We start from the raw sequence: 21,555 nt of genomic DNA, 5'->3' as shown, positions 1-21,555 counted from the left end.
GATACGCGGGCACACGGTTACGCGGCTCCCGCAACGGCGCGGAAGACCCGCCCAGTCCTTTCTTGGCCGAACCCGAGCCGTCGGAACCGCAAATGCATTATTAATAGCAATTGCCGTCCGATCGGCGATTTTAGAGATGTGAAACTGTTCCCACAGCTTACTATACGACCCGTCTTCGAGGCAGCGTGCTTGCCGTAAGAATTGAAACAGGCCGAGCGCAACAAGACGCCATGCGGGCTGGCGGCCATGTTGCACTGCAATCTTAATCGTCGTTGCGTGGCGGTTTTGCGACACCGCGCCGATCCTCGGGCCTGCTCCCGGCTGCCCATTTCTCCGGCGAAGTTTCAGCGCTGAAACGGTTTTCGGCGATCGAGCTCCGCCGGCGGCCGCACGATCGACTCAAAGCCAAGCACAGCAACGCTTTCGGGCTCATGGCACGGCTTTCGCCTTACTCCGCCCACAACGGAGAAGACGCCATGCCACTCGTTTCCCCCCTGTCCTTTCGCTCACACGCCGTCCTCGCTGCACTAGGCCTCGCGCTCGCTGCGCTCGCCGCGCCGTGCCAGGCGCAGGCCGATGAGCCGGCGGAACAAGCGCTGGCGAGCGTGAACGTCGCCGAGGACACGCTCGCCCCCGGCGCCGCCGCGCTCGACGATCACGTGCTGGCGCGTCAGCGCGGCACGGGGCCCGGCCTCATGGCCGTGGCCGTGTCCGGTCCGATGCTCCACGGCTCTCACTCGGTGACGCTGTGGGACGAAATCGCGCCGCCCACCCCTGTGCCGGTTCCCGCCGACGCCGCGCAAGTGGCCCAGGGTAACGCCGTCAGTTATTTCCGCAAGTAGCGCAACCGTCGACGCTCGCTCGGAGACCTTCTCATGCCCTTCATCGCCTTCGTCCCGAAACGACGCCTCGCGCAAGCGATCCTGCGCTCGGGCGCCGCCATCCTGCTCGCCGGTGTCGCATCCAGCGCGTTTGCCCAGAGCACGGGCAATCCGGGCGACATCATCATCGAGCGCGACGTGATGCCGCGCGACGCTTTCAGGGCGGTGCCTCGCGACGAGAACCCGGTCGCGGTACGGGCGACGACGTTTCCGGCGCCGGCGTTCGATTCGACGGTGGGCGCGCTCGTCTCCGATGCGGACCTGACGCAAGCGCACGGTTCGCAAGGCATCGCGAGCGTAGGACCGAATGGCGGAGCCGCCAGCCTGCAGGCGCTCACGAAGCTGCTGGGGGGCTCGGCGACGGGCAGCAATGTCGCGATGGGCCCGGGCGGCGTCGCGCCGACGACGACCGGCATTGGCGGCACGGTGTCGCTGTCCGTCACGGGTGCGCTCGCGCCGCTCACCTCGGGGCTCGCCGGTCTTGGGGGGCTCAAATGAAAGCGCTTCGTTTTGCGCGCTTGCCGCGCCGCGCGTTTGCGCTCCGGTCGATCGCCGCCTGCTGCGCATGCGTCGCCATCTCGGCCGCGCCAACGCTCGCAGACGCGCAAACGCGGCCGACGAGCATCGTCACAGGAGACGCAACGATCTCTTCCGGCGCGCTAGCCGGAGCGAAAGGCGTCTTGACCGTGAACGAGGCAGCGGGCCTGAACAACGCCCAAACCAATCAAGCCGCGATCGGAGAGGCGCCTATCGGCGTCGCCGAATCGAGCTCGGCCCAAAGCGCTTTTGCACGAGCACGCGTGCCGAGCGCCCAGGCAAGCATCGAAAGCGGCGCCCTATCGAACGTATCCGGCGCGGCGATGGTGAACCAAGCGGCGGGCGTGGCCAATCTCCAGCGCAACAGCGTCGTGATCGGCGCTGCGGCGATCGGAGTGGAGAGCGTCTCGGACAGTGTGCTGTCCGCGGCCTCCCCCAAGCAAGGACGTGTGGATGTATCGGCGATGGCTCAGGGCGAGCGCGCGGTGCGCATCGGCAGCGATGTGCTCAAGAACGCAAGCGGCATCGCGCAAATCAACCAGACGGCCGGCGCCGGTAACACCACGGCGAACAGTTTCGTGCTCCGTCCCCCGGCGGGCACTTTTTTCTAACGCAGCACCCTCACCAATCGGAGCGTCATCATGAAGCGCACACTCATCGCGGCAGCAGTGCTGGCAGCAGCTTCGGGCACGGCATTCGCACACGGGCACGAGTTCAAAGACCCGTTCATCTTCAACGCCACGGCCGTCAGCGAGAACGTCGGCATCGACGGGTTCGTCAGGCTCTTCGGCTGCGTCACCGTGTCGAGCACGGTCGGCGCCGTCGTCAACAACAAGCAGGGTGCGTGGTCGTACGCGACGCTCGATCCGACCGCCCAGAGCTATACGATGGGTCAAGTCACGACGACGATCGACAACAACTATCGCTCTGTCGCGGGCGGCGGTTTCTTCGTCAGCTCGAGCAAGAGCAGCGAGTCGGGTTCGAAGTCGTTCTCGCAAGGCTTCCAAGAATCGTCGGCCTACGCGTACAAGAACCAGAGCAGCTCGATCTCGGGCGGCGGCTACGAGTACAGCAATAAGCAAGCGAGCAGCTCGAGCAGCGATTCCCACACCTGGCAAGACGGGTCGGTGTCGTTGACCGCCAGCGGTTCGGCCAATCTCGGCTACAGCTACGCCTCGGATCACGATCGTCATCACGACGATGCGCACGGATACGGCCGTGTCAGCGTCAGCGGCAATCTCGCCCTGAACGCGTATGGCTCGGCCGGCACGGACACGTCGAGCTCGTCGAACAGCACGAGCGCCAACAGCGGCTCCGGCCAAGGCGCGGCGTGGAAGTTCCATGCGGATCAAGGCTCGGGCGGCCAGGCGTTCGCCGAACAATCGTCGGGCAGCGCGACATGGAGCGAATCGCACGACAAGAGCCACTCGGCGGCTTGGGCGTTCGCCAACACGGTCGATTCGAAGAACGTTTCGGTAACCGGCTCGGTGACGGACTACATCAACACGCAAAAACCGGGTGACCTGACGGCGACGACAGGCGCGAACGCCGGCAACGGGTCAGCGGGCAACATCGGCATCAACGTCGCAGAGGGCATCGACAACGCCCAAAGCAACGACGCCTCGCTCGCCTCGGTCGACACGGGCAACGTGTTCGGCAACGCACAGATCTTCAGCACGCAAGCGTCGGGCGGACATGCAACGATCAACAACTTCATGCTCAATGCTTCGCTGGGCGACGGTTCGCTGTCGAACGTCTCGGGCAATGTGGGCGTGAACATCGCCGCGGGCGTGGCCAACGTGCAGAACAACAGCCTCGCCGCTTCGACGACGAACCTGAAGGACGGCGCCATTCCGCTCGCCGTCGCGATGGTCGCCACCGACGACAACAGCCAGCAAGCGAACCTTGGGTTCCAAGGCTCGATCAGCGGCACGGCGATGATCGGCGCCGGCGCGCTGCAGAACTCCACGGGCAACATCGGCGTGAACATCGCCGGCGGCGCGGGGAACCTGCAGCACAACGGCCTGGCCATCGCGGCGACGAACATCAGCGGCCATTGAGCGTCGTCCAAGGCGGCCAGCGAGGTTGCACAGGGCTAGCCGCCTTCGGTTCGAGCGCTCGCGCATACCGGCCCGCTGCTTCGGCCGGTATGCGCAGTCACGAGGGGATTGCAGCATGTCACGACATGCCAGCTTCACGGCATGGCGGCAGATCGTCGCGCTCGTTTGCGCCGCGATATGTGCGCCAAGCAACGCGCAGTCGAGTATCGATACGTCTAACCTTGCTGGCGTGCCACTCACCAAGACGGTGCGATCCATGCGGGACATTCGATACAGCCATATCGTCGGTCAGCGCTACGACTACAGTTGCGGCTCGGCCGCGCTCGCGACGCTGCTCAAGTACGGCTATGGCATCGATATCGCCGAGCCCGAATTGATTCGCCGCATGATGGCCTTCTCGAGCCCGGAAGTCGTCGTCAAGAACGGCTTTTCGATGCTCGACATGAAGCACTTCGTCGAAACCATCGGCCTGCGCGGCCGCGGTTTTCGCGTCAACCTCGACGCGCTCTATCACCTCCGGATTCCCGTGCTCGTGCTGATCAACATCGGCGGCTACGAGCACTTCGTCATCGTCAAGCATGCGGAGCACGGACGCGTATTCATCGCGGATCCCGCACTCGGCAATCGCATCATGCTCGACGAGGATTTCGTCGCGAGCTGGAACGGGCTCGTGTTCGCGATCCTCGGCAAGCCATTTCGGGAGGACTCCCCGCTGTTGCAGGACAACGTGTCGCTAGCGTTGCAACTGCGCGAGCGCGCGCTCGCCGCGAGCACCGCTGCGACCCCCTTCGTGGATTACGGATTGTCTAGGGCAGACTGGTTCTGAACCCCCATGAGACGCCTACTTCTCTCACCTATTCCCCTTGCGCTCGCACTGGCCGTCTGCGATCTCGGGAACACCGCGTATGCCGCCGAACGGCTTGCCGTGTCGCCCGAGTTTCTGTCGGCATCGAGCGGCGCTCGCTGGGAAGCCGTCGGCGACGACGTGCTCTCGCATCAAACCGGCAAAGGCGCCGGCGGCACGATGGTGTCGGGCCTCACGCTCGAGATCCTGTCGCAATGGCAGATGCCGAACGGCGGCTCGGCCAGCGCCCACGGCACGCTCGCGATTTCGACGAACGCCAACAATGCGCTGGCGGCGCAGGTAGCCACAACGGCGCAAGCAAGCGACGGCGGATGGCACGGCAACGGCAACAGTAACGGCAATGCGAACGGAATTGCCAACGGCAGCGGCAACGGAAACGGAAAGGGCCTGGGTAACGGCTCGGTCTCCGTGACCGGCGCAGCGGGCGCCACCGTGACGAGCAGCCTCGCACCGGCTGCAGGCACGGGCGCGAATCCGCAGGCGAGCGCGAGCGGCGGGCAAGGCGTTTCGGTCAACGGTGTCTCGCAGATTACGCAAGTGGCCGGCGACGGAAATGTGGGCGCGAACTCGACGGTGATCGACTTCAACGGCACGAGCGCCTCGACGCTCGCAGGCAATGCGGGGCCAAGTCTCGGGCAAGGCACAAATGCCAACGCAGGCAATGCGGCGAGCGCGAACAGTCCCACCGCCACCGCGACGAGCGCATCGGGCAACGTGAAGGCCGGCATCTCGTTCGCGGGCGGCGGCGTTTCGGTATCGCTGCAGACACCGGCAGGCATCGCCACGCAGACGATCTCGCCGGCAGGCATGCAAGGCGGCGGCTCGATCGCGCAGTTGCTGCAGATCGCGGGCAACGGGCAGGCCGTCGTCAACCAGCTGAAGTTGAGCGTTCAGACGCTGCCGATGTCGGGTGCGCTGATGAGGCAGTTAGGCGTGCTGCAGGCCTTGCAGAACTCGGCGCTGCTGCGGCGCTGACACCACGCCGACGCGGCGCGGCCGCGCGACGAATAGAGGGACCGAGGACGTACGCGAGCAGTCGACGAAGAAACGTGCGCGGGAAGCAACGAGGACGCAAGGCGCTTCCCACGCCAACGCAAGACCGGGGGAATAATAATGTCCAAGATGTCATCGAGGGTTGCGCAACATGCGCGACACGCTTGCCGCCTGCAACTTGCGGCGATACCGGCAGCACTGCTGGCCGTCTGGATCCCGCAGGGCGCGTCGGCGCAAGCGCTGTCGGGGCAGTCGGTCGAGCAGCGGCTCACCACGTTGATGCGTGTCGTCGACGAGCAGCAGCGCCAAATCCAATCGCTCGAAGCGCAAGTGACGCGCCTCGAAATGGCCCAGCGGGGCCGCGGGCTCACGGGCGAGCCCGACAGCAATGCGGCCGTCGCGGCGCCGCCCGGCGCGGACGGCTTGCCGGTTCCCCTGCCGCCGCTCGCGCAGGTGAGCCCTGGCTCTACGGGACCGACGAGCGGGGCATCGACCGCCACGGGCGTGCCGACCACCGCCACCTTGCCCGGTCCCGCGGGCAGCGCCGCGGCGGACACGGAAGGCGGCGCCATCGGCACGACGCAAAAGGCCGCGCAGCCGGTGCGAACCGAAGCCGAGAACGCCGTCGTCCAGCGCGAGCACGCGCCGCTGTTCGATCGCAAGCTCACGCTCGATTGGGGCATCAGCGACACCTACTACGATCGCCGGCAACTTCAGCTGTCGGGCTTTCTCGCGCTCGATGCCATCTTTCTCGGCAACATCAACCTCGGCCAAACGAAATCGCATCAAGTCATGGCCGATCTCGATGCGCGCTACGGCCTCACCGATCGCATCAGCTTCGACGTCGACGTGCCCTACGTCTATCGACACAGCAACTTCATCGTCGGCGGGGCGGGCGGCGCGGCAAGCGCACTGTCGGATGCCTCGGGCAGTTCCAGTGCAATCGGCGACGTCAACTTCGGGATCTACTACCAGCTGCTGAAGGAAAACGGGAACTTGCCCGACGTCGTCGGCAGCCTGCGCGTCAAAGCACCGACCGGCACCTCGCCGTTCGGCATCAAGCTCGTGCAGGTCGACCCGAACAACACGAGCCTCGTCGCCCCCACCAAGCTGCCTACGGGCACGGGGTTCTGGAACGTCACGGCCGGCGTGTCGGTGCTGAAAACCTACGATCCCGTCGTGCTGTTCGGCAGTCTGTCTTACACCTACAACCTCGCGCGCTCGTTCGCCGATGTGTCTTCGGTCGAGGGCCAGACGACGCCGGCGAAAGTGAAGCTCGGCGACATCATCCAATGGGGCGCGGGCGTGGCCCTCGCCTTCTCCGAGAAAGATTCGGCCAGCGTCTCCTACACGATGGCGATCGAGCCGGAAAGCGAAACGCAAGCGCCCGGCCAGCCCTGGCAAAAAGTGCCCGGCAGCGAAACGGTAGCTGCCGCCGTGAACTTCGGTTTGAACCACGTGGTGAACAAGCACTTGACGATCAACGGTTCGGTCTCGATCGGGCTCACGCCCGATGCACCGAACTTCGTCGTCGGCGTGCGGTTCCCGTACACCTTCTAATGCATGACCATACGGGGGCATCGTGCGTGATACATCCCATTTGACATCCGTCGGGCCGCTCGCGGCCAACGGCGCCGCCTTGTCGCTCGCGCACGGCAAACGCGGCGGCGAACACGAACGCGAAAACGCACCGCGCATGCTCGTCTATTTGTCGCGCGCGCCGGAAGATGCACTCGTCGAGCATCTCAAATCCCGAGGCTGGAACGTCGCGATCGCTCGCACGAGCGCCGATTGCGCACGCATCGTGCGACCCGATGTGCCCTATGCGGGCATCCTCGATCTGTCGCGCTTCAGCGCGCGCGAACTGAGTGCGCTCGAAGCGAGCTTGCGGCAGCCGCTCGTCGGCTGGGTCGCCCTCGCAAGCGCCGACCGGCTCGACGAACCGGACGTGCGCCGATTGATTCGCAGCTATTGCTTCGATTACATGAAGCTGCCCGTCGCCGCGCAGGCCGTCGACTACCTGCTCGGCCACGCATTCGGCATGGTGTCGCTGACGGACCTCGATCTCGTTGCGGGCGTGGCAAGTGCCGGCGACGACGAGATGGTGGGTACCTGCGAGTCGATGCAGCTGCTCTTTCGCACCATCCGCAAGATCGCGAACACCGACGCGTCCGTCTTTATCGCGGGCGAGTCGGGTACCGGCAAGGAACTCACGGCCGTTGCGATCCACGAACGCTCGCCGCGCCGCAAAGAGCCTTTCGTCGCCATCAACTGCGGCGCCATCCCGCATCACCTGCTGCAGTCGGAACTGTTCGGCTATGAGCGAGGTGCGTTCACGGGTGCGAACCAACGCAAGATCGGCCGGGTCGAGGCCGCCAATGGCGGTACGCTGTTCCTCGACGAAATCGGCGATCTACCGTTGGAAAGCCAAGCGAGCCTGCTGCGCTTTTTGCAGGAAGGCAAGATCGAACGGCTCGGCGGACGCGAATCGATACCGGTCGATGTCCGAGTGATCTCGGCAACGCACGTCGACCTCGAAGGCGCGATGCGCGACGGTCGGTTTCGGGCGGATCTGTTTCATCGCCTTTGCGTGCTGCGCATCGACGAGCCTCCGCTGCGGGCGCGCGGCAAGGACATCGAGATTCTGGCGCACCACGTCTTGCACAAATTCAAGACCGACAGCGCGCGCAAGATTCGCGGCTTCGCGCCGTCGGCGATCGAGGCGATGCACAAGTACAGTTGGCCAGGCAACGTGCGCGAGTTGATCAATCGCGTGCGTCGCGCGATCGTGATGGCAGAGGGCAAACTCATCAGCGCCGACGATCTCGATCTCGCGCAGTTTACGGAGCAAGAAACGACGACGCTCGCACAGGCGCGCGAGGCCGCGGAAAAGCGCGCAATCGAAGCGGCGCTGCTGCGGCATCGGCATCGGCTCAACGAAGCGGCGACCGATTTGGGCATCTCGCGCGTGACGCTGTATCGACTGATGGGCTCGCACGGATTGCGCGACCCCGCGGGAGCGGACGAAAAGGCGCCCGACGCCGGCGATGGCAAGGCCGCGAGCGAATGAGGTCGCGCGCGATATGGCGTCGATCGTCGTTACGAAAGGAAGGCGAAGCGGCAAGACGATCCGGCAGGAACGGCGAGCCGAAAGCGCATGACGATGGGAGACCCGCCGTCGCGTAGAATCGGCGAATCGCTTCCTTGGCTTCATCGCTTTCCACCATGACGACTCTGACCATCATCGTCGCTCGCGCCCGCAACGGCGTGATCGGCCGCGACAATCAACTGCCTTGGCATTTGCCCGAGGATCTCGCCTTCTTCAAGCGCACGACGATGGGCGCGCCGATCATCATGGGCCGTAAAACGCACGAATCGATCGGCCGTCCATTGCCGGGCCGTCGCAACATCGTGGTCACACGCGACGCTGCCCGCCGCTTCGAAGGCTGCGAAATCGCAACGAGCATCCAAGACGCGTTGACGCTCGCCGCCAAGGACGGCGCGCCCGAAGCCTTCCTAATCGGGGGCACGCAGCTTTACGATCAAGGCATCGATTTGGCCGACAAGCTCGTCATTACCGAGATCGACGCCGATTTCGAGGGTGACGCGACGTTTCCCGCGCCCGATTCGGCGCACTGGGAAGTGCTTTCGCGCGAGGCTCGCCAAACCGAAGCATTCGGCTACGCCCGCGTCGTCTATCGGCGCATCGGCGCATCGGCCTAGCCCCGTCGCTAGGGTTCGATAGGCGATCGGAGAGCGCTTTCGCATCGCGCGGGGCGTTGCGCCCCGCGCCCTCATCGCATCGCCGCGCTTATTGCCCGGCGATCGTCATGCGCTCGATCAGCACCGAGCCCGTTTGCTTCGTCCCGCGCACGATCGAGTCCGCGCCGATCGCCACGATATGGCGGAACATCTCCTGCAGCGTGCCGGCAACGGTGATTTCCTCGACGGGATACTGAATTTCGCCGTTTTCAACCCAGAAGCCCGACGCGCCCCGCGAATAATCGCCGGTCACATAGTTGACGCCCTGGCCCATGAGTTCGGTGAGCAAGAGCCCCGTGCCGAGCTTCTTGAGCATCGCCTTGAAGTCGTCCTCGGGCCGCGTCTCGCTGCTCATCAGCGTGAGGTTGTGCGAGCCGCCCGCATTGCCCGTGGTTTGCATGCCGAGCTTGCGCGCCGAATACGTCGACAGGAAATAGCCCTCGACGACGCCGTCCTTCACCACCGAGCGCTGCTTCGTGCGCACGCCTTCTTCGTCGAACGGCGCGCTGCCCATTGCGCGGGGCACGTGCGGGTCTTCGACGATCTGCACGTGCGGCGAGAAAACCGGCTTGCCGAGACTATCGACGAGAAACGTGGTCTTTCGATACAGCGCCCCGCCGCTCGTGGCCTGCACGAACGCGCCGAGCAAGCCGGCCGCGAGCGGCGCCTCGAACAGCACGGGCACCTTGCGCGTGTCGAGCCGGCGCGCGCCCAGGCGCGCGAGCGCCCGCTCGGCGGCATACCGGCCGACGGCCTCCGGATCGGCCAACGCTTGCGCGCTGCGTTTGGACGAGTACCAATCGTCGCGCTGCATGTTGCGCCCGCTGCCGGCGATCGGCGCGCAGGCAACGTAGTGGCGCGAGTACGGATAGCCGGCCAGGAAACCACGCGTCGTGGCGAGCACGAACTGCGAGTGCTGCGCCGATACACTCGCGCCTTCGGAATTGCGGATCATCGGATCGGTGGCGAAGGCGGCATCTTCCGCGCGCCGGGCGATCTCGACGGCTTCTTCGGCCGACAATTGCCACGGGTGATACAGATCGAGATCGCGCGGGTCGGTTTCGAGCAGCTCGGCCTCCGCCAGCCCGGCGCAATCGTCCTCGGCGGTAAACCGGGCGATGTTGTAGGCCGCCGCCACCGTATCGCGCAATGCTTCCTTCGAGAAATCCGACGTGCTGGCATTGCCGCGCTTCGCGCCGATGAACACGGTCACGCCGACCATCTTGTCTCGATTGTGCTCGATCGTCTCGACCTCGCCGCGCCGCACCGACACCGACAGGCCATCGCCTTCGGAGATCTCGGTGGCGGCGTCGGTCGCGCCGAGCGACTTCGCGTGCTTGAGAATGTCCGACGCGATTTCCTTCAATTCGTCTTGGGTATGCGGGAAAAAGCGTTGTGAGGTTTCCGTTTCCGCTGCCATCGTGATTGCCGTCCGGTAGAAAGCTGACTGTTGAGCGCGGTTCGGGCCGTTGGCGGCCGACGCACCACGCGGCGCATGCCCGATCGTTCGCATCCCGCGATCATAGCAAGGCTTGCGAAGATGGTCGCGCGCTACAATGGCGCCCATGACACGCAAAACCCGCATTCAACCGATCGAGCACGGCGATTCGGCCGATCTCGACCCATCCGACGAGCGCCCCAGCAAATCGCAGCTCAAGCGCGAAATGCACGCGCTGCAAGCCTTGGGCGTCGAACTCGTCGAACTGCCCAAAGACGCTTTCAAGCGCATGCCGATGCCCGAAGCCCTGGCCGACGCCGTGCGCGAAGCGCGCCGCATCACGGATCATGAAGGCAAACGCCGGCAAATCCAGTACGTCGGCCGCGTCATGCGCACGCTGGCGCAGGAGGAAATCGCCGCCCTGCGCACGGCGCTCGACACGCACCGCGGCGTCAACAAGGCCGAAACGGCGCGCCTGCACTGGATCGAACATACCCGCGAGCAACTCATTGCGCACGACGACGCGTTTACCGCGTTTTTGAGGACGCATCCGGCCGCCGACGCCCAGGAAGGCCGCACGTTGATCCGCAACGCGCGCAAGGAAGCTCAGCAAGGTAAACCGCCCCGGTATTTCCGCGAGCTGTTCCAATGGATCAAGACCGCGAGCGGCGGCGAGGCGCAAGACGGCGAGACCCCTGATTCGACGGAAGACGACGATGACCAGACCGACGCGTAGCCACCCCGACGAAATCGTCGTCGGCCTCGTCTCGATCAGCGACCGCGCCTCGAGCGGGGTCTACGAAGACAAGGGCCTGCCCGCGCTGGAAGCATGGCTCGGACAAGCGCTTGCTTCGCCGTGGCGCGTCGAGAAGCGGCTCATCGCCGATGAACCGTCCACGATTTCAGCCACGCTGATCGAACTCGTGGACGCGTTCGGTTGCGATCTCGTCCTGACGACGGGCGGCACGGGCCCCGCGCGACGCGACGTCACGCCCGAGGCCACGCTGGCCGTTGCAACCAAGGAAATGCCCGGATTCGGCGAGCAAATGCGCCAGATCAGCCTGAATTTCGTGCCGACGGCCATTCTGTCCCGCCAAGTGGCCGTGATTCGCGAGAACGCCGATCACGCGGCGCTGATCGTCAACCTGCCGGGCCAGCCGAAGTCGATTCAAGAAACACTGGAAGGGCTGCGCGACGACACCGGCGCCGTCAAAGTGCCCGGGATCTTCGCAGCGGTGCCGTATTGCATCGATCTGATCGGCGGGCCGTACGTCACCACGAACGAGCGCGTCGTCGCGGCATTCCGGCCGAAAAGCGCGCGGCGCGCACCGCCCGGATAGCGGGCAGGCGCCGCCTGCTGGGGTGGCTGCCGCGCGGCGCCGGCTTCGGAGCCGGCCAATTCGATCAGTTGCCCTCGACCGGCGCCGTGCTCGGCACGACGAGAAAATGCTGGCGGTAATACTTGAGCTCGTCGATCGACTCGTGGATATCGGCCAGCGCCGTATGCATCGCGCGCTTTTGGAACCCCTTATAGATGGCGGGCTGCCAGCGGCGGCACAGTTCCTTGAGCGTACTGACGTCGAGGTTGCGGTAATGGAAGAACCGTTCGAGCTCGGGCATCCAGCGCGCCATGAAGCGGCGGTCCTGGCAAATCGAGTTGCCGCACATCGGCGATTTGCCGGGCGGCACGTAATTGCCGAGAAACGAGCGAATCGTTTCGACGGCGGCAGCCTCGTTCACGGCGCTGGCGCGCACGCGATCGATGAGCCCGGAGCGGCCGTGCGTGTTCTTGTTCCACTCGTCCATCTTGTCGAGCGTCTCGTCGCTCTGGTGGATGGCGAGCACCGGCCCCTCGACGACCTTCTCGAGCGTCGAATTCGTCACCACGACCGCGATTTCGATGATGCGATCGGTGTCGGGCTCGAGCCCCGTCATTTCCATATCGAGCCAAACGAGGTTCATCTCGCTACGCGCGAGCGTCGGCTCACCGACGGGTTCGAGTAAATCTGTCATGAAAGCAATCCAGTGGTTGATGCAAAGCTCGAGCGCGGGGCGATCGAGCGAAATAACGCTGCGCGGCCTCGGGCACGCTCGCCCCACCCCGCGAAACTTTATAATTCTCGCATAGATACCTTGGAACTCCCGATGCCCGCTCTCGACTTCACCATCCTGTTCGCCGTCATGGTGGTCGCGATGGTCGCCACGAAACTGTGGCTCGCCTCACGTCAAATCCGCTTCGTCGCCGCGCACCGAGACGCCGTGCCAAGGCAATTCGCCGAAACGATTCCGCTCGAAGCCCATCGGCGCGCAGCCGATTACACGGTGGTTCGCACGCGCTTGTCGATGCTCGAGGTCATCGTCAGCGCAGCCGTGCTGATCGCGTTGACGCTGCTCGGCGGCGTACAGGCGCTCGATCGGGCCATCGTGGGTTGGGTCGGCGAAGGTTATGCGGGCCAGATCGCCATCGTGGCTGCCGTGGTCATCGTCACGAGCATCGTCGATCTGCCGTTCGATTACTACCGGCAATTCGTGGTCGAGGAGCGCTTCGGCTTCAACCGGATGACGCGCGCCATTTTCTTCACCGACATGGCCAAGGGCGTCGCCCTCGGCGCGGCGTTCGGCCTTCCTCTGCTGTTCGTCGTGCTTTGGCTCATGGGCCGCGCCGGCGGCCTGTGGTGGCTGTGGGCCTGGGCCGTGATCGTCGTCTTCCAAATCCTCGTGCTCGTGCTTTATCCGAAGTTCATTGCGCCGCTGTTCAACAAATTCGAGCCGTTGACCGACGAAGCGCTCACGCACCGGATCGACGCACTGATGAAACGGTGCGGCTTCGCCGCGAAAGGCTTGTTCGTGATGGACGGCAGCCGCCGCTCGGCGCATGGCAATGCCTACTTCACGGGTTTCGGCGCGGCCAAGCGCATCGTCTTCTTCGACACGTTGCTCGCGCGCCTGACCGGCGCCGAAATCGAAGCCGTGCTTGCGCACGAGCTGGGGCATTTCAAACGCCGTCACGTCGTCAAGCGCATGCTCGTGACGTTTGCGATCAGCCTTGCGCTGTTCGCGTTGCTGGGCTGGCTGGCCGAGCGCACCTGGTTCTACGAGGGGCTGGGGGTGCGTCCGTCGATGACGGGCAGCAACGACGGCCTCGCGCTGGTTCTGTTTTTCCTGGCGCTGCCGGTCTTCATGTTCTTCGTGACGCCGATCGGCAGCCTCAGCTCGCGCAAGCACGAGTTCGAAGCCGACGCTTTCGCGGCCAGTCAAACGGACGCGCATGAACTCGTCAGCGCACTCGTCAAGCTGTACGAGGACAACGCGGCGACGCTCACGCCCGATCCGGTCTATACCGCCTTCTACTATTCGCACCCGCCCGCGTCGCAGCGGATCGAACGGCTGCTGCGCCACGCATGAGCGCACGCCCAGCCAAGTCTGCCGCGCCCGCGCGGCGCACCGGCGCAGCGCGCCTGCAAGGTCTCGTCATCGCGGCGCACGGCCGGCATTATCTCGTCGCACCGGAACACGAGCCGCATGCGCTATTGCAGTGCTTTCCACGCGGCAAAAAGAGCGAAGTCGCGGTGGGCGACCGCGTCCTTTACGAGCCGACGTCGGTCGATCAAGGCGTCATCGTCGAGATCGGCGAGCGCCGTAACCTGCTCTATCGGTCGGATCAATACAAGTCGAAACTCTTCGCGGCGAATCTCGATCAGTTGCTGATCGTTCTGGCCACGGAGCCATACTTCAGCGAGGATTTGCTCGGCCGTGCGCTCGTCGCGGCCGAAGCGAACGAACTGAAGCCGCTGATCGTCCTGAACAAGACCGACGTGAGCGCGGCGTTGCCGGCCGCGCGCGATCGATTGACGCCCTACCGTTCGCGCGGCTACGAGGTGCTCGAACTGTCGATCAAAACGCAGCCGGACGCAGCCCGCGCCGCGTTGCAGGAACGGCTGCGCGGCCATGCGACCTTGCTGCTCGGTCAATCGGGCATGGGCAAATCGACGCTCGTCAATTTGATCGTGCCCGACGCGGACGCCGCCACACGTGAGATTTCCACCGCGCTCAACAGCGGGCGCCATACGACCACATTCACGCGGCTTTATCCGCTGCCGGGCGGCGGCGCGCTGATCGATTCGCCCGGTTTTCAGGAATTCGGCCTCTACCACCTGACCGAAGGGACGCTCGAGCGGGCATTTCCCGAGTTTCGTCCGTTGCTCGCGCACTGCCGGTTCTACAATTGCCGACATCTGCACGAACCCGGCTGCGCGATTCTCGAGGCGGTGGCCGACGGCCGCATCGCCCGCGAACGGCACGCGCTCTATGCACAGCTCGTTCACGAGGCCAGTCAGGTGGTGAGATAACGCAAAGCGAAGCAAACGGCGACCAAGCCCAGGGTAGGACGAGAACGACAAGGCTCGCATGATCAGACTCATCCGCGCACCGAACACTGTCATCGGCCAACACTGGGTCAACCTGCTGGCCGCGGCCGGCATCGGATGCGAGCTGCACAACCGGTATTTGAACGGCGCACTCGGCGAGATCCCCGCCGATCAGTGCGCGCCGGAGCTATGGCTCGTCGACGAACGCGATGAAGCGCTCGCCAGACGCATTTTGGCGAACGCCCAAGACGGGCCGCCGCCGGGCGGCGTGTCATGGCGCTGCAACACGTGCGGAGAGACGCTGGAGGCCCAATTCACCGCATGTTGGCGCTGCGGGGCGTTGCGGGAGTGAAGCGCCCCGGATGAAGGCACATTAGCGCGCCCCAGCCGCTTTGCTCGACGCTGTTTTATCCCAGCCAGACGGCGATCGTCAGCATCAGCAGCAAGATCATCCACAGGATGACTGCGCGCCAAACTAGGCCGACGGCCGACTGCAGCGTACGCGGCGTGCAATCGTCGCCGACGGGCATGGGCCCGCCGTCGGGTGCGCCCAACGCGTCGAGGCTCGAGGGCTCGGCCAGCGGGCCGGCCAACCGGGCACCGAGCGCGCCGCTGCCGGCGGCGAGCAGGACGCCGTCGTTCGCATCGGGCCATTGCCGAGCGTGGTTGCGCCACGCGTAGATGGCGTCTTCGAAATTTCCGACGATCGCAAAACCGAGCGAGGTCAACCGCGCCGGCAACCAGTCGATTACGAAAAACGCGTTGCGCGCGAAGGCGCCGAAGGCTGCCGTCCGCTCACCGACGGCAACGCTCCAACTGCGCGCGAGATATTCCGAGATACGATAAAGCACGGCGCCGGCTGGCCCGAATGGCACGAGAAACCAAAAAAAGACCCCGAATACGTGCCGATGCGACGCTACGACGGCGTGGATCAGCGTGTGACGCACAATCTCGCCGACGGGCATGTCGACCGTATCCATGCCGGTCCATTCATTGAGGATTTCCCGCGCACGCGGAACGTCGTCGTTATTGAGCGCGAGGTGGATATCGGTGAAGTAATGACTGAACTGCCGGAAACCGAGTGTGAAATAGACGATGACGACGTTCCAAAGGAACGCGAGCACGAAACTGATTCGATAGAGGACGTAATAGATCGCGGCGACGGCGAGCGTCCACGGCAGCGCGACGACGAGCCATGCCAGCATGCCGTGCTTTCTCTTGCCCGCGTCGAACCCCTGCGCTGCCGATTCCGCGTGATATTGCAGCAGCGCGAAAATCGGGTTGGTCTGGGAAAGCGCGCGCAGCTGTTCGATGACAAGCGCCAACAATACGGAGAAAAAGGTCATGCGAGGGGCTGAGGCAATTCGAGTTTGTTCAATTGTCGCGTAACGATAGCACAGCGCGCGACACCAGAATGCGGTCGTTTCGGCTCAGCGCCCCTTGAAATGCCCGGTACGCGTTCACGCGGCTAGAAATCGATAAAAGTTGCGCAGCATGCCGGCCGTCGCACCCCACACGAAATAGTGCCCGCCCGTCCCTGGTCGCGGATACGGCATGGCAAAAAAGCGCCGCTCGCCGCCTTCCCATCGTAAGACCCGCACTTGGTGGTTGGCTGGATTCATGAGGAACGCGAGCGGCACCTCGAAAATATCGGCCACTTCGAGCGTATCTGCGCTCACCGTGAATGGCGGGTGGACGAGCCCGACGACAGGCGTGACTCGAAAACCCGTTCCCGTCAGATAGTCGGGCAACGCACCGAGTACCTCGACGCGCTCCGGAGCCAGCGCTACCTCTTCTTGAGCCTCACGCAGAGCCGTCGCCACGGCGTCAACGTCGAACGGCTCGCGGCGGCCGCCGGGAAAGCTGATTTGTCCTGCGTGGTCGCTCAGATGATCGGCGCGCTGCGTGAGCAAGACCGAGAGCCCCGTATCCCGCACGACGAGCGGTACGAGCACCGCGGCAGCACGGGGATCGCCTTGCGCCGCCAATGGTTCGAAGGGCTCGGGAGCCCAGACTAGGCGCTGCGCGAACCGCTCGCGCAAGCCCGCGGGCGTCAGCCGACGTGCGGCCACGCCGGGCAAGCCGTCGCCGGTCGATTCGATCGGCAGCGCTTCAGGTTCGAAAACGGGACGTATCAAGTCTTGCTCGCGAAGTCACGGAGGATACCGCTATTGTGATCCGGCATCCGGCAAACAAAAAAGCACCCGAAACGGGTGCTTTTTCGTTACTGCTGTCACGCTTAGGAAGCAGCGCGGTCCTTGAAGACCAGCTTTTCCTTGATACGTGCCGACTTGCCCGAACGCTCGCGCAGGTAGTAGAGCTTCGCGCGACGGACATCGCCGCGACGCTTCACGACGATGCTGGCAAGCAGCGGCGAATACGTTTGGAACGTACGCTCGACGCCTTCGCCCGACGAGATCTTGCGGACGATGAACGACGAGTTCAGGCCGCGGTTACGCTTGGCGATCACGACGCCTTCGTAGGCCTGGACGCGCTTGCGGGTACCTTCAACCACGTTCACGTTCACGATCACCGTATCGCCGGGGGCAAATTCGGGGATCGCCTTGCCGGCGAGCACGCGCTCGATTTCTTCCTGCTCGAGTTTTTCGATCAGATTCATCACTGACTCCTTGAGCCATCTTGTCGGCGTTCTGCCTGCCGTGCGCCCAGAGGCGGTTTGGCTCGGCCCCGATAGAGGATGGGTTCACATCTGGTGCCGCTTACGCGGCGCCGCCTACGCCTTGCGCACGCACCGCAACCGTCGAATCATGGCTTCGATGCCGCTTTCGCAAGACTTGCGAGCCATGCCTCGTCGGCACGGCTCAACATCTTGTCCCGCCTCGCGCGCGCGATCAAATCGGGCCGCTTGGCTAGGGTGTTTCTGAGCGCTTCCTTGCGACGCCACTGCTCGATCTCGGCATGATGGCCGCCAAGCAGCACGTCGGGTACCCGAACGCCCTCGTATTCCTCCGGGCGCGTGTAATGCGGACAATCGAGCAGCCCACCGACGAAGCTGTCCTGCACCGCCGACTGGGCATCGCCGAGCACGCCCGGCAGTTGCCGAACGACCGCATCGATCAGCGCCATGGCGGGTAATTCCCCGCCGGAGAGCACGAAATCGCCGAGACTGACTTCCTCGTCGACACAGCGATCGATGAGCCGCTGATCGATCGCTTCGTATCGCCCGCACAGAAGCACGAGCCCGGGCTCTTGCGCGAACCGCATGACACGCTCGTGATCGAGCGGCGCACCTTGCGGCGACATCATCACGACGCGCGTGCTACCGACGCCTTGATCCGCTTGAGCTGCCTTCGCCGCACCGATCGCCGCCTCGAGCGGCTTGGCCAGCATCACCATGCCGGGGCCGCCGCCGTAGGGCCGATCGTCGATCGTGCGGTAATTATCCGTCGTGAAATCGCGCGGATTCCACGTCCTCAAGCCGAACCTGCCTTGCTTCGTCGCTCGGCTCGTGATGCCCCACTCGGTAATCGCGCGGAACATCTCGGGAAAGAGCGTGACGACATCGAACTGCATCGCGCGCTCCCTGGTGTCGACCATGCTCAGTAATCGGCTTCCCAATCGACGACGATGCGCTTCGCCGCCTGATCCACCGTTTTCACATACACGCCGACAAACGGAATCAACCGCTCGCCGGTCACAGACTGCCCGTCCTTACCCTGCGCCGGGTACTCGATCCTCAGCACCGCATGGGCGCCGTTATCGATGAGATCGACGACGCGGCCAAGCGCGACGCTCGACTCGTTGACGACCTCGAGACCGATGAGGTCGACCCAGTAAAACTCGTCGTCCTCCAGCGCGGGGAAATCGCTACGCCGCACATGCACGCGCCAGCCTCGCAGCGCCAGCGCCTGATCGCGATCGCTCGGACCAGCGAGCTGCGCGACGATACTGTCGCCATGCGACTTCGCGGCCACGACGGGCGCCGATTTGATCTCGCGCCCCTTGACGAGCCACCAGCGCTTAGCGCTCGTCAAAGCATCGCCGCCTTGGCGCGCACTGGCATGCGCCGCGACTTTGACCCAACCCTTCAGACCGTAGGCGTCGACGACGGCGCCCACTTCGACTGCATCGTCCGGCAAAGCCTCGACCTGCTCGATATCCGACGCTTGACCGGCGGCGGCACGCACTGCATTGCGCTCGACCGGCCTGGGCGCAAACGCGCCAAACGATACAGGCGCTCGAGTGGCCGGCTTCGCTCGGCCCGAGCCGCCCGAATCACGAACGGACATCGACAAACCTCATAGTTGCTCTATCGCAGCGGCTTCGAATCGGCCTGCACTGAATCATGACCGACACAACCGCAAGGGCGATTAAGCAGCCGGTTGCGCGGCTTGCGCTTGCTTCACGAGGCGCTCGACCGTCGGCGACAGTTGCGCGCCCACGCCTTGCCAGTACGTCAAACGATCTTGCGCGATACGCAGCGATTCGCCCTTCGTGGCAACCGGGTTGTAGAAACCGACGCGCTCGATGAAACGGCCGTCGCGGCGGCTGCGCGAATCGGTAGCGACGATGTTGTAGAACGGGCGCTTCTTCGAGCCGCCACGTGCCAAGCGGATGATAACCATACTGTAATCCTTGAAAACCGGGGGTTCGGAACCACTGAAACGCTCGATTATAGCGGGAAACTGAAACCATAACAAACACTTACCTGTTCGATCGTGCGGCGTGCGCAACTGAATCGGGGCCTCGCGGTCGGAGGGCGACGTACAATGCGCGCTCGGACGCCCTGACGAACGGGCGTTTTCCCGATAAACCTCGCCTTTCGCCACCACGGTCATGTCCACTCGCGCTTCATCCGCCCCTGCCCGGTTTCGCTCCAAGACCCTCACGGCGCTGCTGGCCTTTCTTGTCGGCAGCGTGGGCGGCCACCGTTTTTATCTCTACGGCCCGCGCGACGTGTTCGGCTGGCTTCATGCGATCGGCACCACACTGGGCATTCCGGGCGTCATGCTGCTTATCGCCTCCGAACGCACCTCGGCGCTCGGCTGGGTGCTCGCCGTGCCCGGCGCCGTGTCGCTGCTAGCGGCGTTTCTCGCGGCGATCGTGTACGGGCTTCGGCCCGACCAAAAATGGGATGCCCAATTCAACGCCGGCCTCACGGCGCGCAGCCACTCGGGCTGGGGCGTGATCTTCGTCGTGATCTTTTCGTTGCTGATCGGCGCGTTTTTGCTGATGAGCGGCCTGGCGGTGACGTTCCAGACTTACTTCGAATCGCAGAGCAGCGTCGTCAACTCTCTGTCGCAGTAGTCATGGCCCCAGCCCGCGGGGGCGTCAAAAGAGGTCCAGCTGACGATTGGGCGACTCGGCTACGGTTGGGCGCTTGAAGTGGGACATATCGAGGATGCCGTGGCGCCGCGCGTTCAGGCCCAACCGTTTCACGGCCTTGTCGAAGCGCTGCTTGAGCAGATCCGCCCACGCGCCCTCGCCCTTCATGCGACGCGCGAACGAGGAATCGTAATCCTTGCCGCCCCGCATGTCGCGCACGCGCGCCATCACACGTTCCGCGCGCTGCGGGAAATGAGCGGCCAGCCAATCCTTGAACAGCGGCGCCACTTCCCAAGGCAACCGTAAAACGATGTAGCTGGCGCTCGTGGCCCCTGCCTGCGCACACGCCTCGAGCACGCGCTCAAGGTCAGGCTCGGTCACGAAAGGAATGACGGGGGCGATACTCACGCCCACTGGAATGCCGGCCTCGCTCAGCGCGCGAATCGTCCGCAGGCGCCGCAAGGGGGTAGCGGCGCGCGGCTCGAGCGTCCGCGCAATCTCGGCATCGAGGGTCGTTATCGTAACCGCGGCCATCACTTGCCCGCGCTCCGCCATGGGCGCAAGCAGGTCGATATCGCGTTCGATCAGCGACGACTTGGTAATCGCGGCGAACGGATGACCGTGGTCGTGCAGCACTTCGATGACACGCCGCGTCAGTTTCAGCGTGCGCTCAACGGGCTGATAAGCGTCGGTGTTGACACCCAGCGCGATCGGCTCGGGTGCATAGCCCTTCTTCGACAGCTCTCGTTTCAATAACTCGGGAGCGTTGATTTTGGCGTAGAGGCGGCTTTCGAAATCGAGCCCCGGAGAAAGGCCAAGATAGCTATGAGTTGGACGCGCGAAGCAGTAAATGCAGCCGTGCTCGCAACCGCGATAGGGATTGAGCGACACGCTAAATGGGATGTCGGGCGACGCGTTGCGCGTGAGAATGCTCTTCGCTCGCTCCTCGAACAACTGCGTCTTGAGCGACGGTGAGTCATCGCCTTCGCTTTCGGGCACCCAGCCGTCGTCGAACACTTCTCGCTGGTCGCGTTCGTAACGCCCTTGCAGATTCGTGACGGCACCGCGCCCCTTCAGTGGCGAGGGTGGCGCAATGGGGAATTCGGCTTCATGGTCATCCATCGCAAGGGCTCGAGGCGGTGCCGGACCTGCCGGCGAAAAGCGTTTTCACCCCCTCGTTTTACTGTATGTATATACAGTATGTCAAGGTGACGCATGGGCTAATCCGCGCAGCGATGGATGAGATTTCGGTGATGCAAAACACAAACCCCCGAGAGCGCTATGGCTGTCGGGGGTTCGCAGAGGGAGGAGCCTGACGATTACCTACTTTCACACGGGCAATCCGCACTATCATCGGCGTGGAGTC

Annotated in this window: 24 protein-coding genes; 15 read left to right on the top strand and 9 right to left on the bottom strand. The window is 64.3% G+C overall.

Annotated features, from left to right (window positions below):
• Positions 1-476: 476 nt before the first annotated feature.
• From ACTHNR_RS17475 to ACTHNR_RS17435, 9 genes are all read left to right on the top strand, one after another.
• Entirely contained in the window at positions 477-842 is a 366-nt protein-coding gene (locus ACTHNR_RS17475; RefSeq protein WP_440548917.1) for a hypothetical protein, read from the top strand.
• Between the two features lie 33 nt (positions 843-875).
• Complete coding sequence (locus ACTHNR_RS17470) at positions 876-1,379, top strand: hypothetical protein (RefSeq protein ID WP_440548916.1); 504 nt, start codon at positions 876-878, stop codon at positions 1,377-1,379.
• Positions 1,376-2,029, top strand: coding sequence for a hypothetical protein (locus ACTHNR_RS17465; protein ID WP_440548915.1), 654 nt, complete (start codon positions 1,376-1,378; stop codon positions 2,027-2,029). Before ACTHNR_RS17470 ends, ACTHNR_RS17465 begins: the two co-directional genes overlap by 4 nt.
• Positions 2,030-2,059: 30 nt before the next feature.
• On the top strand, positions 2,060-3,478 hold the full coding sequence (locus ACTHNR_RS17460; protein WP_440548914.1) for a hypothetical protein: 1,419 nt from the start codon (positions 2,060-2,062) through the stop codon (positions 3,476-3,478).
• A 115-nt stretch (positions 3,479-3,593) separates the two neighbouring features.
• Entirely contained in the window at positions 3,594-4,304 is a 711-nt protein-coding gene (locus ACTHNR_RS17455) for a C39 family peptidase (protein ID WP_440548913.1), read from the top strand.
• Between the two features lie 6 nt (positions 4,305-4,310).
• A complete protein-coding gene (locus ACTHNR_RS17450) occupies positions 4,311-5,318 on the top strand; it encodes a peptidase C39 (RefSeq protein ID WP_440548912.1) in 1,008 nt (335 codons plus the stop codon).
• A 138-nt stretch (positions 5,319-5,456) separates the two neighbouring features.
• A complete protein-coding gene (locus ACTHNR_RS17445; protein ID WP_440548911.1) occupies positions 5,457-6,896 on the top strand; it encodes a hypothetical protein in 1,440 nt (479 codons plus the stop codon).
• A gap of 79 nt (positions 6,897-6,975) precedes the next feature.
• Positions 6,976-8,406: a sigma 54-interacting transcriptional regulator gene (locus ACTHNR_RS17440; RefSeq protein ID WP_440548954.1), complete on the top strand. Its 1,431-nt coding sequence runs from the start codon at positions 6,976-6,978 to the stop codon at positions 8,404-8,406.
• A gap of 155 nt (positions 8,407-8,561) precedes the next feature.
• Entirely contained in the window at positions 8,562-9,059 is a 498-nt protein-coding gene (locus ACTHNR_RS17435; protein ID WP_440548910.1) for a dihydrofolate reductase, read from the top strand.
• A gap of 88 nt (positions 9,060-9,147) precedes the next feature.
• On the opposite strand, the gene pmbA is transcribed toward ACTHNR_RS17435, so the two are convergent.
• Positions 9,148-10,518: a metalloprotease PmbA gene (gene pmbA, locus ACTHNR_RS17430; protein ID WP_440548909.1), complete on the bottom strand. Its 1,371-nt coding sequence runs from the start codon at positions 10,516-10,518 to the stop codon at positions 9,148-9,150.
• A 145-nt stretch (positions 10,519-10,663) separates the two neighbouring features.
• On the opposite strand from pmbA, the gene yjgA reads away from it, so the two are divergent.
• Together yjgA and mog are read left to right on the top strand one after the other, a co-directional pair.
• On the top strand, positions 10,664-11,272 hold the full coding sequence (gene yjgA / locus ACTHNR_RS17425; protein WP_440548908.1) for a ribosome biogenesis factor YjgA: 609 nt from the start codon (positions 10,664-10,666) through the stop codon (positions 11,270-11,272).
• Complete coding sequence (gene mog, locus ACTHNR_RS17420; protein ID WP_440548907.1) at positions 11,253-11,876, top strand: molybdopterin adenylyltransferase; 624 nt, start codon at positions 11,253-11,255, stop codon at positions 11,874-11,876. Before yjgA ends, mog begins: the two co-directional genes overlap by 20 nt.
• A 64-nt stretch (positions 11,877-11,940) precedes the next feature.
• On the opposite strand, the gene orn is transcribed toward mog, so the two are convergent.
• Positions 11,941-12,549 (bottom strand): oligoribonuclease, encoded by a 609-nt coding sequence (gene orn / locus ACTHNR_RS17415; RefSeq protein WP_440548906.1) that lies wholly within the window; start codon positions 12,547-12,549, stop codon positions 11,941-11,943.
• 132 nt (positions 12,550-12,681) lie between these two features.
• On the opposite strand from orn, the gene ACTHNR_RS17410 reads away from it, so the two are divergent.
• The 3 genes from ACTHNR_RS17410 to ACTHNR_RS17400 all read left to right on the top strand — a co-directional run bounded on the left by ACTHNR_RS17410 (position 12,682) and on the right by ACTHNR_RS17400 (position 15,255).
• Positions 12,682-13,941: a M48 family metallopeptidase gene (locus ACTHNR_RS17410; RefSeq protein WP_440548905.1), complete on the top strand. Its 1,260-nt coding sequence runs from the start codon at positions 12,682-12,684 to the stop codon at positions 13,939-13,941.
• Positions 13,938-14,885, top strand: coding sequence for a ribosome small subunit-dependent GTPase A (rsgA, locus tag ACTHNR_RS17405; protein WP_440548904.1), 948 nt, complete (start codon positions 13,938-13,940; stop codon positions 14,883-14,885). The genes ACTHNR_RS17410 and rsgA overlap by 4 nt, the downstream gene beginning before the upstream one ends.
• Positions 14,886-14,946: 61 nt before the next feature.
• A complete protein-coding gene (locus ACTHNR_RS17400) occupies positions 14,947-15,255 on the top strand; it encodes a putative signal transducing protein (RefSeq protein WP_440548953.1) in 309 nt (102 codons plus the stop codon).
• Positions 15,256-15,310: 55 nt separating this feature from the next.
• Here the strand turns inward: ACTHNR_RS17400 and ACTHNR_RS17395 are convergent, their stop codons facing one another.
• The 6 genes from ACTHNR_RS17395 to rpsP form a co-directional block, all read right to left on the bottom strand.
• Positions 15,311-16,249 carry a CobD/CbiB family protein gene (locus ACTHNR_RS17395; RefSeq protein ID WP_440548903.1) on the bottom strand — a complete coding sequence of 313 codons (939 nt, stop codon included), beginning with the start codon at positions 16,247-16,249 and terminating at the stop codon, positions 15,311-15,313.
• Between the two features lie 114 nt (positions 16,250-16,363).
• Positions 16,364-17,041, bottom strand: coding sequence for a CoA pyrophosphatase (locus ACTHNR_RS17390; RefSeq protein WP_440548902.1), 678 nt, complete (start codon positions 17,039-17,041; stop codon positions 16,364-16,366).
• A gap of 101 nt (positions 17,042-17,142) precedes the next feature.
• Positions 17,143-17,523: a 50S ribosomal protein L19 gene (gene rplS / locus ACTHNR_RS17385; protein ID WP_440548901.1), complete on the bottom strand. Its 381-nt coding sequence runs from the start codon at positions 17,521-17,523 to the stop codon at positions 17,143-17,145.
• Positions 17,524-17,669: 146 nt separating this feature from the next.
• Positions 17,670-18,461 carry a tRNA (guanosine(37)-N1)-methyltransferase TrmD gene (gene trmD, locus ACTHNR_RS17380; protein ID WP_440548900.1) on the bottom strand — a complete coding sequence of 264 codons (792 nt, stop codon included), beginning with the start codon at positions 18,459-18,461 and terminating at the stop codon, positions 17,670-17,672.
• Positions 18,462-18,463: 2 nt separating this feature from the next.
• The gene (gene rimM, locus ACTHNR_RS17375) at positions 18,464-19,153 is read right to left on the bottom strand and encodes a ribosome maturation factor RimM (RefSeq protein ID WP_440548899.1); all 690 of its coding nucleotides are present in this window, start codon (positions 19,151-19,153) and stop codon (positions 18,464-18,466) included.
• 81 nt (positions 19,154-19,234) lie between these two features.
• Positions 19,235-19,489 (bottom strand): 30S ribosomal protein S16, encoded by a 255-nt coding sequence (gene rpsP / locus ACTHNR_RS17370; RefSeq protein ID WP_440548898.1) that lies wholly within the window; start codon positions 19,487-19,489, stop codon positions 19,235-19,237.
• Positions 19,490-19,700: 211 nt separating this feature from the next.
• Here rpsP and ACTHNR_RS17365 point away from each other — a divergent pair, with 211 nt between their 5' ends.
• Positions 19,701-20,171 (top strand): TM2 domain-containing protein, encoded by a 471-nt coding sequence (locus ACTHNR_RS17365; RefSeq protein ID WP_440548897.1) that lies wholly within the window; start codon positions 19,701-19,703, stop codon positions 20,169-20,171.
• Positions 20,172-20,195: 24 nt separating this feature from the next.
• Here ACTHNR_RS17365 and ACTHNR_RS17360 read toward each other — a convergent pair whose 3' ends face one another.
• On the bottom strand, positions 20,196-21,311 hold the full coding sequence (locus ACTHNR_RS17360; RefSeq protein ID WP_440548896.1) for a PA0069 family radical SAM protein: 1,116 nt from the start codon (positions 21,309-21,311) through the stop codon (positions 20,196-20,198).
• Positions 21,312-21,555: the final 244 nt, after the last annotated feature.

Origin of the sequence: Trinickia sp. (genome assembly GCF_051954495.1) — a bacterium.
In the GTDB taxonomy this organism is placed as follows: Bacteria; Pseudomonadota; Gammaproteobacteria; order Burkholderiales; family Burkholderiaceae; genus Trinickia.
Note: the sequence above shows the minus strand (reverse complement) of the source record. Positions and strands in the feature narration are given on the sequence as shown.